General features: G+C 68.0%; 13 protein-coding genes and 2 pseudogenes. 5 read left to right on the forward strand and 10 right to left on the reverse strand.

The window, feature by feature from the left end; translation table 11 throughout:
• Window positions 1–705 precede the first annotated feature (705 nt).
• Both OP79_RS50035 and OP79_RS42610 read left to right on the forward strand, forming a co-directional pair.
• A pseudogene (locus tag OP79_RS50035) lies at window positions 706–1,114 on the forward strand (PIN domain-containing protein).
• A 703-nt stretch (window positions 1,115–1,817) separates the two neighbouring features.
• Window positions 1,818–4,862, forward strand: coding sequence for a 3-keto-alpha-glucoside-1,2-lyase-like domain-containing protein (locus OP79_RS42610; protein ID WP_033328499.1), 3,045 nt, complete (start codon window positions 1,818–1,820; stop codon window positions 4,860–4,862).
• Window positions 4,863–5,099: 237 nt separating this feature from the next.
• Here OP79_RS42610 and OP79_RS42615 read toward each other — a convergent pair whose 3' ends face one another.
• The gene (locus OP79_RS42615; protein ID WP_051745492.1) at window positions 5,100–5,396 is read right to left on the reverse strand and encodes a hypothetical protein; all 297 of its coding nucleotides are present in this window, start codon (window positions 5,394–5,396) and stop codon (window positions 5,100–5,102) included.
• A gap of 311 nt (window positions 5,397–5,707) precedes the next feature.
• Here OP79_RS42615 and OP79_RS42620 point away from each other — a divergent pair, with 311 nt between their 5' ends.
• Entirely contained in the window at window positions 5,708–6,628 is a 921-nt protein-coding gene (locus OP79_RS42620) for a recombinase family protein (protein ID WP_033328500.1), read from the forward strand.
• Between the two features lie 202 nt (window positions 6,629–6,830).
• Here OP79_RS42620 and OP79_RS58725 read toward each other — a convergent pair.
• The 5 genes and pseudogenes from OP79_RS58725 to OP79_RS42635 all read right to left on the reverse strand — a co-directional run.
• Window positions 6,831–7,010 (reverse strand): annotated as a pseudogene (locus OP79_RS58725) (DUF6545 domain-containing protein); the annotation flags it as partial.
• Between the two features lie 293 nt (window positions 7,011–7,303).
• Window positions 7,304–7,783 carry a hypothetical protein gene (locus OP79_RS56575; protein WP_033328501.1) on the reverse strand — a complete coding sequence of 160 codons (480 nt, stop codon included), beginning with the start codon at window positions 7,781–7,783 and terminating at the stop codon, window positions 7,304–7,306.
• Window positions 7,784–8,024: 241 nt separating this feature from the next.
• Window positions 8,025–8,645 (reverse strand): thermonuclease family protein, encoded by a 621-nt coding sequence (locus tag OP79_RS42630; protein ID WP_033328502.1) that lies wholly within the window; start codon window positions 8,643–8,645, stop codon window positions 8,025–8,027.
• Between the two features lie 992 nt (window positions 8,646–9,637).
• Complete coding sequence (locus OP79_RS55630) at window positions 9,638–9,799, reverse strand: hypothetical protein (RefSeq protein WP_157857460.1); 162 nt, start codon at window positions 9,797–9,799, stop codon at window positions 9,638–9,640.
• Between the two features lie 174 nt (window positions 9,800–9,973).
• Complete coding sequence (locus OP79_RS42635) at window positions 9,974–10,393, reverse strand: hypothetical protein (protein WP_033328503.1); 420 nt, start codon at window positions 10,391–10,393, stop codon at window positions 9,974–9,976.
• Between the two features lie 135 nt (window positions 10,394–10,528).
• Here OP79_RS42635 and OP79_RS42640 point away from each other — a divergent pair, with 135 nt between their 5' ends.
• Both OP79_RS42640 and OP79_RS42645 read left to right on the forward strand, forming a co-directional pair.
• Window positions 10,529–10,732, forward strand: a complete 204-nt coding sequence (locus OP79_RS42640; RefSeq protein ID WP_033328504.1) for a hypothetical protein — start codon at window positions 10,529–10,531, stop codon at window positions 10,730–10,732.
• A 158-nt stretch (window positions 10,733–10,890) separates the two neighbouring features.
• Window positions 10,891–11,535 carry a DNA alkylation repair protein gene (locus tag OP79_RS42645; protein ID WP_245685645.1) on the forward strand — a complete coding sequence of 215 codons (645 nt, stop codon included), beginning with the start codon at window positions 10,891–10,893 and terminating at the stop codon, window positions 11,533–11,535.
• Window positions 11,536–11,569: 34 nt separating this feature from the next.
• Here the strand turns inward: OP79_RS42645 and OP79_RS42650 are convergent, their stop codons facing one another.
• The 4 genes from OP79_RS42650 to OP79_RS42665 all read right to left on the reverse strand — a co-directional run bounded on the left by OP79_RS42650 (window position 11,570) and on the right by OP79_RS42665 (window position 17,217).
• Window positions 11,570–12,937: a diacylglycerol/lipid kinase family protein gene (locus OP79_RS42650; protein WP_033328528.1), complete on the reverse strand. Its 1,368-nt coding sequence runs from the start codon at window positions 12,935–12,937 to the stop codon at window positions 11,570–11,572.
• Between the two features lie 557 nt (window positions 12,938–13,494).
• A complete protein-coding gene (locus OP79_RS42655; protein ID WP_078492377.1) occupies window positions 13,495–14,319 on the reverse strand; it encodes a universal stress protein in 825 nt (274 codons plus the stop codon).
• Between the two features lie 42 nt (window positions 14,320–14,361).
• Window positions 14,362–14,976 carry a hypothetical protein gene (locus tag OP79_RS42660; protein ID WP_033328506.1) on the reverse strand — a complete coding sequence of 205 codons (615 nt, stop codon included), beginning with the start codon at window positions 14,974–14,976 and terminating at the stop codon, window positions 14,362–14,364.
• A gap of 189 nt (window positions 14,977–15,165) precedes the next feature.
• Window positions 15,166–17,217 (reverse strand): CocE/NonD family hydrolase, encoded by a 2,052-nt coding sequence (locus tag OP79_RS42665; RefSeq protein ID WP_033328507.1) that lies wholly within the window; start codon window positions 17,215–17,217, stop codon window positions 15,166–15,168.
• Between the last annotated feature and the right edge of the window lie 35 nt (window positions 17,218–17,252).

Here is a 17,252-nt window from a genome sequence, read left to right on the forward strand (position 1 = left end):
GAAGTACCGGTCGTTGGTGAACATGGCGTCGGTGCGGTAGGCCGCGGCGAGGGCCACGTTCATCCCGTCCGCCGGCCCGATGCCTTTGCCGCCGTCACGTCCGCATACCCCTCGGCGACGGCGATTGCAGTACTCAAATGGGGAATGGCAATCCGCTGCGGACGGGTTCGAAACTCCTCTCCGAGCTGGAACAAACCACTCAGGAGCCCCGTGTCCTTGTCCCTCCAGGGCGCGTTCGGGACGCAAGGACAGGAACAGACTGACAAGAGCTGAGAAGCTCCGACAATGCTCACCCCTTCTGAGTGGCGAAAACGTCAAGGATGAGCACGGATCGGCAAGGGCCACCAAGATCCTCAAAGGACTCATAATCCGTCGGCCGTGGGTTCGAGTCCCACCCGCCCCACCAGGCGCTACGCGAGGCGAATCGATCTGACCAGCAACTTCGCTGGCAGGTCGGGCGAGTTGGGGGATCTCGGCGACCCTAGTTGATCATGGTTCATGACGGTGAGGCCTAAGTTGAGGCCGCCGTATTCATAAAACGGACATGTCGTGCCGTTGCGGATTGACGTCAGGCGTCACGTGTGTGCCGTGCATCAGGCGGCTCGAGGCTGCCGAGAAACTGGCCTCGCGCGGTGCGCGTGGCGAGTTCGAGCAGGCCGCGGCGGCGCATGACGCAGGCAAGCGTGCCCGACGCGAGGCCTTCGAGTGATCACGTACCTGCTCGACACCTCCGCCCTGTGGCACCTGTTCCGCACCCCCGGGGCATTGCCGCCGTGGGAGGGGCACATCGCAGCCGGGGTGTTCCACCTCTGCGAGCCGACACGCGCCGAATTTTTTTACTCGGCAACCAGCCCGTCCCACCGGGACGAGCTCGTGGAGGAGTTGGACGCACTCTGCCTGCTCTCTCCCGTTCCGAAGAACGCCTGGCGCTGGGTCGACATCCCCCCAGTACAAACTGACCCAGCAGGGCCGGCATCGCGTGGCAGGAGCGATCGACCTGTTGGTGTGTGCGACCGCGGTCCACCACGGGCACACCGTCCTCCACGTGGACAACGACTTCGCGACGGTGGCCGGAGTACTCAAGGAACTTCAGCAGCGAGACGTACGAGCCTGATCTCTGGGACCGGTCCACGTTGCATCGCGGCAGCGCATTCATGCCCAGCGGTGGCATTGGTGGCGTTTTCGCGTGGCGTAGGGGTGACGGCGCTGCCCCCGTCGGTTTCCTGGGACGAAGGACGCCGCAGGAGCAGGACGAACCACGCTCGGCCTGGGCGCCGCCCTCTTCGGAGCAGCCGCGAATCGGGGAAGCAGGGGTGGTTTTCAACGTAAGGGGCGGGCGTCGACGCCGCTTGTGTGTCATTCGAGTCTGACGGACTGGAGCCTCCCGCCACGCGAGCCACTTGCACTCCGCCATGACACGGCGAACGCCGCGAGTTCCTCGCTGAGACACGGTCCCGAGGTGCGCGAGTCGGCAGGGCAATCCGCTGTCGACGGGTTCGAGGCCCTTTCCCGAGCCGGCGAGATGGTCCCGAATGCTTCCGTCTGGCGGCCCTTGGGGCCTATGGATCACGGCAGGCCTTGGGTGGCGAACCGGGGCGCTGTCCGGGCCGTCTCCTCTCAACTCGCATCAGTTTCTCCTTTCTGAGGACAAAGCATGGACGGTTTCGTATGTCCTTCGTACGCTGGGCGTCGCTTTCGTGCGGAAGTCCGCGTGCATCACCGCGGAACGCCGCTACCAGCTGCCCGTGCACGAACTCCACTCCGCGGACGCCGGCCACCCCCGGCGCGTCGCCTCACAGCGCCCAGCAGGAGGAAGAGTGACGCCACACAAGTCTCCGAGGACCCGTCGCCACCGCCGTAGAGCACGAAGAACCGCCGGGTTACTTCTCACAGCCCTTTTCGCCGGCGGCCTCGTGGCCCCCGTCGCCGGCGCGGAGGAGGAGCCATTCGCGGATCTGCCGCCCCAGGAACCCGGCGTCACCCTCCGCGTCTTCGACATCCAGTCCCCGCTGAGTGAACTCTGCGACCTCAAGCCCGCCCAGACGCCCAACGTCGACAAACTGATCCCCACCGTCGACTGGTCCTCCACCGAGGGTTTCGGCTTCACCGACAACTTCGTGTCGCAGATCATCGGCAACATCAATGTTCCCGCTGACGGTACGTACGCCTTCCGCCTGATCAGCGACGACGGCTCCCGCCTCTTCATCGGCGACCAGAAGGTCATCGACCATGACGGACTGCACGGCGCCGAGCCCAAGGACGGCGAGATCACCCTCACGCCCGGTTACCACGCCCTGCACATCGACCACTTCGACCGCGGTGGCGAACAGCAGGTGACCCTCCAGTGGAAGCCGCCGGGCGCCGACGACTTCACCCTCGTCCCGAACTCCGTTCTCAGTACCGACGCCGACGTCGTCCGTGTCACTGCCCCCGGCCGCAAGGAGTGCGAGGGCACTTACGACACCCCGGGCGACGGCCTTCCGCTGAACTCGGTCAACCCCGCCTACAACCTCACCGATCTGCGCCCCGAGGGCTTCGAGCCGCAGGTCTCCGCGATGGACTGGATGCCGGGCGGCCGACTCGCCGTGACCACGTGGGGCGGCAGCGAGGAGACGCGGGGAGAGGTGTACATCCTCGACAACGTCACGGGTGACACCGGCCCGGACAAGGTCACGTACAAGAAGATCGCCGACGGCCTGAAGGAGCCGATGGGGATCAAGTACGTCGACGGAAAGCTGTACGTCTCGGAGAAGCACCAGCTGACCGAGCTGTCCGACACCAAGGGCGACAACACCGCGGGCGAGATCCGGAAGGTCGCCGAGTGGCCGTACGGAGGGAACTTCCACGAGTTCGCCTTCGGACTGCTCTACGAGGACGGGCACTTCTATCTGAACCTGTCCGTCGCCATCAACTACGGCGGCGCGACGACCGATCCGCAGCCCGCCCCCGATCGCGGCACCACCATCAAGGTGAACAAGAAGACGGGGAAGGTCAGTTACCTGGCCGGTGGCCTGCGTACACCGAACGGAATCGGACGCGGTCCCGAGGGCGAACTCTTCGTCACCGACAACCAGGGCGGCTGGCTGCCCTCCTCCAAGCTGCTGCACATCAAGCCCGGCCGGTTCTTCAACCACCACACCAACCCGGACGGCCCGTTCGACGACCGTACGGTCACCAAGCCGGTGCTCTGGCTGCCGCAGAACGAGATCGCGAACTCGCCCAGCACACCCATGCTGTTGAAGAAGGGGCCCTTCGCCGGGCAGATGCTCTTCGGCGATGTCACCTACGGCGGAATCCAGCGCGCCGACCTGGAGAAGGTGGACGGCGAGTACCAGGGCGCGGTGTTCCGGCACACGCAGGGCCTGGAGGCCGGCGTCACCCGGATCAGCACCGGACCGGACGGCGCGATCTACGCGGGCGGCCTGGGCGCCGACGGAAACTGGGGCCAGGAAGGCAAACTCCGCTTCGGCCTGCAGAAACTCACGCCGAACGGTAAGAGCGTCTTCGACATCAAGACCATGCGCGCCACCCGTGACGGCTTCGAACTCACCTACACCGAGCCGCTGTCGGAGGAGACCGCCGCGAAGCTGACGAGCGGCGCCTACTCGGTGGAGCAGTGGCGCTATGTCCCCACCCCGGCGTACGGGGGCCCCAAGGTCGACGAGGAGGTCCTCCCCGTCGCGGCGGCCCGGATATCCGGTGACCGTCGCAAGGTCCGGCTCACCATCCCCGGCCTGAAGACCGACCGGGTGGTGCATGTGCGCTCGCCGCGCCCGTTCGCTTCGGCCGACGGTGAGCAACTCTGGTCCACCGAGGCCTGGTACACCCTGAACGCACGCCCCGGTCCCGAGGAGCCCGTCACCTCGTACGACGCCGAATCAGCACGCCTGTCCGGCGGGGCGGACATCGACACCGAGCATGCCGGTCACACCGGCGGCGGCTTCGTCGACGGCTTCGGCACCCAGGGCGCCACCGTCACCTTCGAGGTCGACGCACCCGCGAGGGGCAGCTACGACGTGGGCCTGCGCTACGCCAACGGCCCGCACCCCTTCACCGGCACGAAGACGCTCGGTGTCAGCGTCAACGGCGGACAGGCGCGGCAGACCAGCCTCCCCTCCACCGGCGCCTGGAACCGCTGGTCCACCCGCACCGAGCGGCTTGACCTCCGCAAGGGCCGCAACACCATCACGTACACCTACCGGCCCGAGGACACCGGCCATGTCAACCTCGACATGATCGACGTACGCAGACCCGGCAGCCGTATCGACCTGTTCTCCGGCGGCAGCCTCGCCACCGGCTGGCAGCACACCGACGGCCGAAGCGCCGAATGGCCGCACACCGCCGAGGACTCCATCGAGGTGTGCTGCGGCGACATCCGCACCAAACAGTCCTTCGGTGACTTCAGACTGCACGCCGAATTCCGGGTGCCGAAGCTGCCGGACGACGTCACCGGGCAGGATCGCGGCAACAGCGGCATCTATCTCCAGGACCGGTACGAGATCCAGATCCTGGACTCCTTCGGAGTGGAGAAACTCGCCCCGAACGAGGCCGCGGCCATCTACGAGAAGAAGGCCGCCGACCTGAACGCCGCCACCGCACCCGAAACCTGGCAGACGTACGACATCGTGTTCCGCGCGGCTCGTTTCGACGCCGCGGGCCAGAAGACCGAGGACGCCAGGATCACCGTGGTGTGGAACGGTAGAAAGGTCCACGACAACGTCGCGGTGGACGGTCCGACCGGCGGTGGCGATGCGGAATCGGCCGCGGCGGGCGCGATCCGGCTCCAGGACCACGGGAACAAGGTCCGCTTCAGGAACCTTTGGATCGAACCGGCCGACGGGCCGAAACAGGCCCCGAATTGACCAACAGCGTCCCGCTACCAGTGACAGCCCCTTCGCACGGGCTCGACAGCCCTTCCGGCGGCCGACTCCTCCGAGGCGGTGGAGGAGTCGGCCGTGGGGGTTCGAATCCCACCCGCCCCGCCAGGCGACACGCGGGCAGAATCGATGCTACCTGCGGGAACGCGACCCACCGGGATTGACGCTGAGGCCCGTCGGACGTGTGTCCGGCGGGCCTCTGTCCGTTCTGAGGTCTTCCGTTTACGCTCGCTCGGCGACGGTCGGGTCGGTCGAGTCCGAGATCAGTTCCGCGACGCGCAGGGTGCACTTCCACTCCGTCACCTGGCCCTTGATCACCAGCAGGTACGACTCCAGGTCGGCGAAGCGGTACACCTGGCGCCACTGCTCTCTGATCCCTTTGGCCGGCCGGTACGTATGGAGGACGGCGCGGAGTTCCTCCAGCGCATGGTCCTTCGTTCCCAGTCCGCGGCGGATGATCGTGGTCTCGTAATAGTCACGGGCGTATCCGTACTGTGCGATCACGGCCCAGCTGCCCATGCTTGCTCCCCCCTCGGCGCTGGCTGCGTCGACGCCAGTCAGCTACAGCCCTGCCGCCTGGGCAAGGGGTCCGGGGGCACGGCATCACGTTAGTCCCCATCCCAACGCCAGCTCCGCAAGTCCCTTTCTCAAAGGGCGAGTTGGCACATGCCGAGGTGCCGGAACTCTCCAGTGGCCGATCTTCCCGCTGTACAGTCCGCCGTGCAGCAGCTGACCCTGGTTCACAGCCGAGTTCAGATGTAGGGGTGACAATGCTGCGTTGTGGCATATCCTGTGCGTGGAAAGCAGGGGGATTTCGGGCTGGAGAGTACATGAGGGCGTACGGGCATGAGACGGACGGTGTCACCGCCGTCCCCGAGGAGGCCACCTACCTGGCGGCGGTAGCCAAGCTTCTCCTCGCGGAGGAGACGACGCTCACCGAGGCCACGGCGTGGATGACGCAGAACGCGGGACCGACGGTGTCCGGGCGGCCGTGGTCGCCGACCACGCTGCGCCGCCGCCTGCGGAATCCGGCGATCACCGGCCTGAGGGAGAACGCCGAGGGCGAGCTGGTCCCCGGCCCGGCCGAGCCGCTGATCGACCGCGAGACGTTCGACGCGCTGCAGGAGCTGTTCCGGGAGAACCAGAAGAGCCAGGGCAGCAAGTCCAAGCACGTGCACTACCTGTCCGGCGGCCCGGCGACCTGCGCCTTGTGCAAGCAGCCGCTGGTGGCCCGGTCCACGGCGAACGGCGGGCGCGGCTACGTGTGCGAGAGCGAGGGCTGCGGCAAGGTACGGATCTCCGCCGAGCCGTTGGACGAGTACATCGGCGAGCGGCTCGTGGCCCGGCTGGCGAGCCCGGCGCAGCTCAAGCGGCTCGCCGCGATCCGTGACCGGTTCGCCGCACAGGCCCGGGAGGCGGAGCGGTTCCAGAAGGAACTGCGGGGTCACAAGGAGGAGTTGGCGCAGGCGTACGGGGGCAAGGAGCTGAACCTGGGCGAGTTCCGGGCGGCGAAGGCCGCGTTGGAGAAGCGGCGTGGTGAGGCGATGGCGGCTGTGCGGCGGGGCAAGTCCCTCGACGAGCTGCCGGAGTTGACGCCGCAGGGTGTCGAGCCCTGGTGGAACGAGACGGCGGGCCGTGAGCAGCGCCGGAACCTGGTGCAGTTGGCCGTGCGGGAGGTACGGGTGGGTCCGGCGACGGTGCGCGGTTCGCGGAAGTTCGACGAGGCTCGGTTCGAGATCTTCTGGCGGTAGCGGGCTGCGTGCGTTTCGGCGTGGCTGCCGACCCTTTCGGTGACTGCTCCCGCACAGGTCATTCAGCGCGGAGTGGATGGGCCACCGGCCCTGCGCCTCCTCGTGTGTTCCGTCCGGAGGCGTAGGGCCGTGGTGACCATGAGCCGGATGACGGGCGGTGGGGCGGGAATCCCCATGGCCTGGCGCCGGGACGTCGCGGAGCCTACCCGGACTCCAGCGCCAGCAGCGCGGCGTGCAGGGCGGCCGCCGCGGCCACGGCATCCTGCTCGGGTAGCGCAAACTCCTCGGCACTGCCGAGACGCTTCGCGGTGTCGACGACGTCCTGGGAGGTCCACGGGCGGAGTGCGAGTTGCCCGTCGCGGATCTCACCGACCCGCCCGAGGGCATGGAAGTCCCAGCGTTACAGCTGATCACCGGCTTACAGGGCGAAGGTAGGTCAGTTACCTCACACGGAGAGTCCGGAGAAGCGGCCGCTCGTCACGGCAGTGGATGTACGGGTAGTACAGGCCGATGCGCTGCACGAGTGCTCGTTCCCCCCGGGTCGATGAGCCCACCACCTGGTGATCTGTCTCCTGCGGCGTCCTACGACGTCACCGTACCGACGAGCGCCACGTGGTCACGGCGAGCCTGGTGGACGGCACACCGGAGCTGCTGGATCCGGTGGACGACTGAGCGTCAAAGCTTTCGCGCTCCGGAGGGACGTCGGCGTCGCCGGACCGCATACGCTGCCACCAGTCCAAGAGAGCCGACGGCCATGCACGCGCCCACAGCCTGTTCGACTCCGGCCGGACCCGTGCTGCCGCCGACGCCGGCGTCGGTGCCGCGGGTGGGGGTGACGGGGCTGACGGTGGGGGTGGGAGTGACCGGGCTGACGGTGGGGGTGACAGGGCTGACGGTGGGTGTGGGCGCGACGGAAACGGTCGGGCCGGGAGCGCTCCTGCGGGGCAGTACCTCACAGGCGATGCCGTCGTCCGGCCCTTGGTCCTCGTCCAGGTCGTGTGGGTCGCTGGGGTCGCGGTTCAGTTCCGCCTGCGCGTCTTCCTGGAAGGCGAAGTCGCGGCAGTCCAGGTCGGGTTGTGCGTGCGCGATGCCTGTCATGGGACCGGTGGTCACGAGAACCATCGTTGTCGCGGCGAGCATGGTGCGTATGCCCATGGGCCTTCCCTTCCGTCCCGTGATCGCTGTGGTGGTCACTGCGACCGTATGGACACAGCCCGGCCTGGGCATGCGCTGCTGGGCCGTACGAATGACCGCTTCTGACTGTGTCCGAATCGGCCCGACCACGCGGACGTGTTCGCGTCCGTCGTAAATCACAAGTCGCACGATCCGCAACTCTTGGACAATTACTCGACGCAACCCCGGGCGGGGCCCCTCGGGGACCCCCACACTCCCTGATCTAGTTGGTGTCGCAGCCGATGCCGTCTCCGTCGCGGTCGAGTCGGTGGGGATCGGAGTCCCCGACCCAGACGGGGCCGGCAAGGTCCGAGCAGTCGACGTCGGGACCAGACGGTGGTCCGGGGGGCAGTGAGGAGCCTGGATCTGTGTCGGGGGGCAGGGGGGCGCCGGGGGCATCTGTGTCGGGCGGCAGCGGGGTGTCGGGCTCCTCGGGAGTGGTTGCTGTCGTGTCGCAGGCGAGCCAGAGTCCTGACAGATCCTGCTCGGCGGCGTCGCCGGCCTGGGAGATCTGCGGCCAGTACTTGTCGTTGGGCGGATAGAGAACGGCCTTGGCGTGCCCCGTGCGTACCAGGGACTGGTTCACGAATTCGTCCTGGTCGTTCCAGACGTACAGCAGGTAGCGGTCGTATGGGTCTTTGAGTTCGACGTCGCGTTCGATGCGCACGGTGGAACCCACGGGCAGCAGTTCCGCCGTGCGGGTGGTGGCTTCACTGCTGTAGCAGGTCCCCACCTCGGGCGCATCGATTTCCAGCAGGCGGACCTTGGTGGTCTGGTTCTGGGGAAGGATTCCGCTGCCACCGCGGACTTCTATGGTGTCACCGTCGATTATCCGCTCCACCATGACTTCGGCGCGGCTGGTCCTCTCGGCGGCTGGGGATGCGTCGTCGGGACGCTTCTCCGCGGTGGACTGCTCGGGTGGCTTCGCGGGAGCCTCTGTCGGCGCCGTCGTTTGGGTGTCAGTCGGAGCTGATCCGGGGTCTGTTTCCTGACCGGCTCGATCAGTGCAACCCGTGACCCCCATGGTGAGAATCAGGATCAGCACGGTGAGTGCGCCGATCAGCCGTGGCTTAACTCGCCGCTGCGTTCTGTCGGGTCGAGACCATCGTGGCTCATTACGCTGCCACGCGTTGGGATCTGGTTTCGGGGACGGATTCATGTCAGGCACCTGAGCTGCAGGGTCCATTGAGCCTTTTCCTTTTACTTACCCCGATGAGTCAATTATGGGCCTCTTTCGCCTATATTCTGCAAAAAGGGCAGAAATATTCTGAGTGGGTCAGGTCCCTGGCCTTCGGGCGCCGGGGATCTTGGGCGCAACGGGATCCTCTACTGCCTACGGGCCGGCGCCCCCTGGCGCGATCTGCCCGCGTACTACGGGCTGTGGAAGACGTCTGAAGGCCGCACCGTTACCGTCGCCGCGATCCGTTTATGGCTCCGCTCATGATCCGCCGGGCCGATCGTCGCTTCCGTTGAGATGTACGGATCACGTTATGACGCGCCATGGGCCAAGCTCCGCGCGCCGGGCGCCCCTCCCGCACCGGCCCGTACTCCACCGAGGCCGGCATGGTGGAGCTCTGCCGCACCGGCTACACCTCGCCGCTCTGTGCCGCGCCCACGGCTGGACCTCGCGCTCAGCGATCGGCCACAAGGAGTGGCAGCCCGGCAAGCCGGACCCCGCGGGCATCGCGATGGACGACTTCCGTACGGCAGTTGCCGAGCTCCTGAACGGCAAGCGACGAACGTCATGCCAGATACCGACGACGAGATTCACGTTCTCACCGGCTGACCCTCAACCTGAGCAACAGCCCCGATCCCGCACGCTTACGGGTGTCCGCGTCACTCCTCCTTCGACCCGTTCGACATCGCGTATGCGGTAAGGACCACACCCAGCACGATGTTCCATATGCTGAGCAAGGTCGGCATATCCAGGACGAGAAGCCCTCCGATGCCCATCACAATGAGTGCGTGCCCCATCATCATCGTGGATTTCGGTGACATGCGGTCCTCCTGGTCGAGTCGGACGGATGACTGCGGAACTGGGCTACGGCAACGGCGCGTTGAGCTGACGGAACGCGCGTCCGGTCACTCGTCGAAGACCGTGGCGGGGCTCCGGCATATCCAGCAAAGGCGCAGCATGATCTCGTCGGCGGTTTGCGCGAAGTCCGCGGTGAGTCAGGGGTGGCCGCAGTCCGGATCGTCGCAGGAGAACTCGAAGTGGGCGCAGGGCGGGATCGGATATCCGCAGCGGGCGCAGTGGTTCGGCGACGCAGTCAACTCCGGGAGTGGCGTGCGCTCGGGGATCTCGAGCAGGGCGCCGTCCGCCTTATCGAAGATCATGGCCATGTCGCGGCTGAGGTTACGGTACGGCGTCTCTACGATCATGTAGTAGCGCTCTTGGCGTACGTCCCGGCGGCGCAGGTACTCCAGCGTGACGGCCTCGGTCTTGACCCAGGACACCTCGTAAACCTGGCCGTTGTCCTTCCTGTCCACGACAGTGGCGCTGCCCTCGACGGTGTCAGCGTAAGGACGCCACTTGCCGTACGCCTCGGCACCCGGCTGGTACGTGGACTGCCTTCGTCGTCTCCACCGCATGGGGGCAAGTATCAGGACGTCGGGCGGGACCGGTCCCGAGAACGAACACCGGGTGGCGTTCGTCGGGCCAGGGAACCCGTCGACGCCGGTGCAGGAGGAGCGGGCTCTGTCGGTGCCACCGGATAACGTCCGGCCATGGCTGATGCGTACACCACCTTGTGGACCAACGACCTGTGCAAGGCGCTCATCGCCGGCGGCTTCGAGGGCGAGCGACAGATCAGGCACGTCGTGGACGGGGAGCCGCGTGGCGAGATAAGCGTGCATGGGATCTATCGCCTGGCCCCGGAGTCCGCCAGCGCGCTCCACGCACTCATCAGCCAGGAGCCGGCCTCTGCGTGAAGCCCACGGTGATCAGGCGGGACACCCGCTGACCTCTGAGCAACTACGCGCCATCAGAGACCAGTTACGGGACAGCCCATAGGCTGAACCTTGCACGTGACGGACAGGAGGATGAGGTGGCCGAGACGACGCTGACCGAGACGACGGTCGCCGAGGTGATGGCCGAGCTGGCCGAACTCGAGGACCCGAAGGCACGCGAGGTGAACGAGAAACACGGTGACGATCACGGCGTGAACCTCAGCAAGCTGCGCGCGCTCGCGAAGCGACTGAAGACGCAGCAGGAACTCGCGTGCCGGCTCTGGGAGACGGATGACACCGCGGCGCGACTCCTGGCGATCCTGATCTGCCGCCCGAAGGCGTTCGAGCGTGACGAGTTGGACGTCATGTTGCGCGAGGCGCGCAGACCCAAGGTGCACGACTGGCTCGTGAACTACGTGGTGAAGAAGAACCCGAACGCCGAAGAGCTGCGCCTGGCCTGGTCCGCCGATCCGGATCCAGTGGTCGCGAGTGCCGGCTGGGCGCTGACCACCGAACGCGTGACGAAGAAACCCGAGGGCCTCGACCTCGCAGGACTGCTCGATGTCATCGAGGCGGAGATGAAAGACGCTCCGGACCGCCTGCAGTGGGCGATGAACCACTGCCTGGCTCAGATCGGGATCGAGCACGCCGAGCACCGCACCCGTGCGATCGACATCGGTGAGCGCCTGGAGGTGCTCAGGGACTACCCGACTTCCCCGGGCTGCACATCTCCGTTCGCGCCCATCTGGATCACCGAGATGGTGCGCCGACAGCACGACAAGTAGGAAGGTTCGCGCTCACGCTCGTGCCGTTACTCCCTTACTCCCTCTCAGCTTTCCCGCGGCGGTTTCGACGTCTGGGTGCGGCTGTACGTCCCACCGATGCTGCGAGCTTGCGTAGTTGCCGCCAGTCCAGGGGCGGATGGGTCTGGGGTACACCGGGACGCTGTCGGGGAACGCGTACGCGCAGCTTGCCGGGTGCGATGCGGCAGTGCACGGGTGTGGGAAGGATCGTGGCCTCGCCGTCGAGGCCGACCTCGATCTCCGCGCGGTCGGCGTCGACGACCACTTCGCGGGCGGTCACGACCGTGAGTCCGTCCGGCTCCGGGTCCAGCAGGAGTCCGGCCGCCTCGGCCGCACTGTCCACCCTGATGCCCAGGACGCCGAGCAGTCCGGTGTCGAGTCGCTCACGGCGGCCGAGACCTGTCGGATCTGCCGTGCCATAGGGGTTGTTGCTCACGAGGACGGCCTGCGGGGCGGTGAGCGTGGTGTCCGCGGCGCGCGCGGTCAGTTCTGCTCCGCGTTGGCGAGTGAGCAGGTCGGGCAGCAGGTCCCAGATGGTGCCGATCTTGTCGTCGCGGTAGGCGGGGCTCTGGATGACTGCCGCGTACGCGCCGAAGGAGGCGTTGTTGACGAACGGGTGCTCTCCGGCGAAGCCGAGGTCCACGTGGAGTTCCACGCCGTCGGTGAGGGCGTCGAGGCAGGCGGCGGGGTCTTCGCGGTTCAGGCCGAGATCCATCGCGAAGTGGTTGCGGGTGCCGGCGCTGATGACGAGGAACGGTACGTCGTGTTCGGCGGCGACGGCAGCGACGAGCGCCTGGGTGCCGTCGCCGCCCGCGACACCCAGCAGATCGGCGCCGTCCGCGACGGCCGACCGGGCCAGCGCGGCGACGTCCTGGTGCTGCTCCGGGTCGAGCAGGACGACGCGCGCACCGAGTCGCTCGGCCTTCTCCTTCAGGCCGAACACCGCCACCTTGCCGCCGCCGGAACGCGGGTTCATGAGGACGTACGGACGCCGGGGCGGGGCCGCCCTGCGCTCCTTCATGCCGGTGAACTGCTTCCGGGTGCTGCGCAGGGCGTAGCGACCTGCCCCGACTGCCACCGCCCACGACACCAGCGACAGCGGCAGGGCCCACAGGAGGGTGGTCGCGAGCAGGAAGACGACGGCGGTGGGGGCGGCCACCGCGAGCAGCGCCGCCGCCCAGCGGACGGGGCCGTGGCGGGTCAGTGCCCACCAGACGGCGGCCGCGGTGAGGGCCGCACCCGCGAGTACGGCCACGAGCAGCAGGACGCCGCCCACGCCGCCGTAGCCGAGGGGGAGCAGTACCGCGAAGGCCGCCGCGGCCAGTGCCGTCCGGGCCGCCCACCGTTGCGCGCGACGGTCCGGGGCGTACGAGTTCACAGCCATGGTCGCCTCCAGTCGTCGGCGGACATCGTAGATAGATGAGACGACTGTCCCGCCCCGGCCGATCAGGTCGAGAGCCATCATGAAGGGGGCGGCCTCCATCTGCCGGCCGAGGATGAACAGGCCGTAGTCGATGCCTACGGCCAGGCCCAGCATCAGGGCGAGCGTGACGGCCGTGGAGGAGATGCTCACCGGGGGGCCAGGGCCAGCAGCCCGGTCAGACCGACCGCCACACCGATCAGCGCGGGCAGCAGCGCCATGCCGGCGGCGAGCAGCGAACCGAACGTGACGACGAGGACGAGTAAGGAGCTTCGCTGGTCGCGGAGCCGACCCCGAGGCGATCGTCGAGACGGCCGTAAAGCGGTTGCGAGGTCGGTGAAACCCTCTCCTCCCAGGCGGTCTCGACGGCGTGACCGGCGGCGACGATCCCGGCCGGAGGAACCCGTGACACGGAGGCGGCAGCACGGCCGTAGCCATGAGCTCCCCCCGACTCGCGACCTGAGCGTGTCCCCGTACCGACGTACCGACAGGGGTGGCGGACGCGCGCGACCGGCGTTTCCTTACGACACGTCTGATCCCGTCCCGCCGCGGACGACGACGACGGAACTATGCGCGTGGTGCAGCAGCGCCTGGCTCACCGACCCCAGGAGCAGACCGGTGAACCCGCCACGCCCCCGAGCTCCGACGACCACGAGTTGGGCGTTCCTGCTTCTCTCGATCAGCACCTCCCTGGCTTCGCCACTCGCCACCTCGCGCCTGACCGTGACATCGGGATGCTTCTCCGCGTACCCGGCGAGGGCCTGGGCCAGCAGCCGCTCCTGGCTCTCGACACCGGTACCGGCCGGCGCGTGATCCGGCAGCCATACGTGCACGGCGGCGATCTCGGCTCCGCGCAGCGCCGCCTCGGCAAAGGCGAACTCGACCGCCGTCTCGCCCGCGGGGGAGCCGTCGACACACAGCACGATCGGACCGCCGTCGGCCGACTCCTCGCGGGCCACCATCACCGGGCACCGACTGTGGGCCGTCAGGGACGCCGCCGTCGATCCCAGCAGCATGCCGATGAAGCCTCCCGTCCCACGGGCACCCACGACCAGCAGGTCCGCCGCCCGGGACTCGGCCTCCAGCACCGACACCGTGTCGCCGGGCACCACGGCCTCGGTGACTGTCACCTCCGGGGCCACGCTCCGCGCACGGTCCGCGGCCTCGCTCACCATGCGATTGAGCGGTGTGGTGTCCAGTGGCGCGTACATGGGTCTGACCGGCCAGTTGAGGGCGTACACCACGCGCAGTGCTGCGCGACGGCGTCGGGCCTCCCTGGCGGCCGTCTCCACCGCGGCGAGACTTGACGGCGAGCCGTCCGTTCCCACAACCACCAGGTTGCCCATCGCTCCTCCATGGCTCGATTCCACCCGCGTCCACCGGCGACGTCAGTACCGCTGTGCTTTGGCGAGACGGGGAGTGAGCTGTGCGTCCGCGGGCTGTCGGCTGAAGGCGATGGGTTGTTGTTTCTCGCCCGGGTCGAGGTTCTCCGCGCCGACGAATCTCGTCTCGACGACCTTTCCGGACGAGTCCTCGAAGTCGATCCGCACGGCGTACGAGGCCCTGTCGTCGGTCTTGTTGGTGATCGTGACCAGCACGGCGAGCAGCCCGCTGGTCTCGTTCCTGGGCAGGCCCTTCATGCCGACCTCGGACACCGCGTTGCCGCGCCCCTCGACATCCTTGAGCACCTTCTCCGCAGCGGCACTGGCGCGGGCGGCCTCGGCTTCGACGGATGCCTCGAACTCGGAGGCACGGGCACTTGCCGAGGAGGCCGCCGCCGAAGCCGAAGCATGAGCGGAGGCGATCGCGGAAGCCGCCTCGGAGGCCAGCGCCGACGGCGGCGATCCGGAGAACGATGCCGTATCGGGGCTGCTCGGTGTCGGCGCGGGTGAGGAGCCTGCGTCCTCGGTGCCGCCACACCCGGTGAGGGCGACGGTGGACAGAACACATCCGAGTGCCGCCACGACGGTTCGATGGCCGCGGCCGGGGTGGTCTCGCAGCATCCTGTCGTCCTTCACGAGTGGCCGGATCGATATTGTTCATCGTCGGCGCCGTGCGGGCGGTGCACGATTCTGCTTGGGCCGTTCGTATGGCAGAAGTGCCGGTGCCCTCTCTGTCGGCCTTGGGTGAGACGCCCCGCTCTGCGGGTTCAGCCTGAGAGGGCACGAGAAGACGTACCGGCTCCGCACCGGCTAGAGCAGATCGCGCGGTACCTTCTCGTTCCAGGTGCGGGAGAAGACCCGGCGGCCGGTCTCGTACGCGTCAAGAGTCGCGTCCACGAAGAAATCCGTCTCGTCGCACGTGAGCTCGGTGTGCGTCACCACCCGCACGTCCCAGTCGTCCCGCCGGAACCGCATGGTCCAGGTGGATTCGCCGCTGACCGAGGTGAAGTCGTCGGCGACCGCCGCGTAGCGCTCGTAGGCCCGGCGGTCGGCGTCGAGGCCGATGTCGTCGAAGCGGACCGTGCCGCGGTCCTTCACGATCTCCAGCTCGGCGTGGTAGCCGACCAGGTCCCGCTTGACCTCCCAGCGCTCCTCGGGCGGCGTCACCTGGCTGGTGGCGATCGGTGGTGTGCCCTCGGGTTCCCCGAAGGGACTGGGCGGCACGTCATCGGGTTCGTCCACCGGGCGGACCGGCAGGGTGAGCGTGCTGGAGTTCTCGTGGACGCTGAGCAGCGCGGGCTTCGGCGGCGGCCAGGCGAGGGGCCAGTAGGACGTGGAGAGGGAGAGCCTGATGCGGTGGCCCGGCGGGAAGGCCTGTGCCACTCCGTTCAGCGGGATGGTGGCGCGGTAGCGTCGGCCCGGCTCCAGTGGCTCGGGGGCCTCCGTACTGTCGCGGCGGGTGAGGTTCAGCAGGCCGTACGAGACGCGGGTCGCGGCGCCGTCGGGGCTCACGTCGGACAGACGTGCGGCCACCATGGCGACCGGTTCACTGACGGACAGATCGAGTTCCACGCTCGGTGAACCGAGGATCTCCAGCTGTTCGGTCAACGGCTCGCTGTCGAAGACGAGTGAACCGCCGTCCTCCTCGCGCTGGTCGTACGGCAGGTCCGGTGGGGCGTTGTAGGAGGCCCACTTGCCCGCGAACTGGCCGACGGACAGCGGTGACTGCACGGTCATCGCGTCGCCGTCGGGTGTCTGTCCCGCACCCGTCGCGTCCGCCGTGTCCTGCGGAGGTTCGATCCTGTGCCGGGTGAGCGGACGTGTGACCGGCCGGATGTGCGGGGAGGGCCAGTCGGGCTCTCCGACCCAGCGTCCCGGCCGCTCCTCGTACGCGGTGGAGGGCGGCACGCTGTCCTGCATCCATGTCTGCAGCATGGGACCGTCCATGACGCCGTTGTCGACGCCCTTGAGCCAGTGGTCCCACCACCGCACGACCTCCTGGAGGTAGCCGATGGCGGGGCCGGGCTCCCCGAGGTGGGGGAACTTGTGAGACCAGGGGCCGATCAGTCCCTTGCGGGGCACGTCCAGGTGGCCGAGCAGCCGCGTCACGGCGTTGGAGTAGCCGTCCGCCCATCCGCTGGAGGCCAGGACCGGGCAGCGCACGCTCTTGTAGTCCTCGCACACCGAGGCATGCCGCCAGTAGTCGTCTCGGCGCTGGTGGCGCAGCCACTGGAGAACCCAGGGCTCCGTGTTCTCCAGCCGCTCGTGCCACATCTCGCGCCAGCGGTCGCCCACCACGGCGGGGTCGGGCGGACAGGTGCCGTAGGCGAACATGGTGCCCGCCTCGGCCAGGTTGTCCGACAGCAGGGCGCCGCCCATGTAGTGCATGTCGTCGGCGTGCCGGTCGTCGGTGAAGGAGGCGATGACGACGGCCTTCAGGCCGGCCGGCCGGCGGGCCGCCACCTGGAGTGCCGCGAACGCGCCCCAGGAGATGCCCATCATCCCCGTGCCGCCGTCGCACCAGGGCTGCTCCGCCAGCCAGGCCAGGACCTCCTCCGCGTCGGCCTGCTCCCGTTCCAGGTACTCGTCCCGCAGCACCCCCTCCGAGTCGCCGGTGCCGCGCAGATCGACGCGGACGCAGGCATAGCCGTGTCCGGCGATGTACGGGTGGTGGATCGAGTCCCGTACGGCCGTCAGGTCGCGCTTGCGGTACGGGATGTACTCCAGCACCGCGGGCACCGGCTCGTCGTCCGAGGAGGTGGGGCGCCAGATGTGCGCGGAGAGACGGACCCCGTCGGACATGGGGATCGTGACGTGTTCTTCTTCCTTCGTCGCGTACGGCAGGTTGGTCACGTAACGCATGGGACCGACGTGCTCCTCAACTCTCGCGGCATCTC

The organism is Streptomyces yerevanensis (assembly GCF_000716805.1).
Taxonomy (GTDB): Bacteria; Actinomycetota; Actinomycetes; order Streptomycetales; family Streptomycetaceae; genus Streptomyces; species Streptomyces flaveus.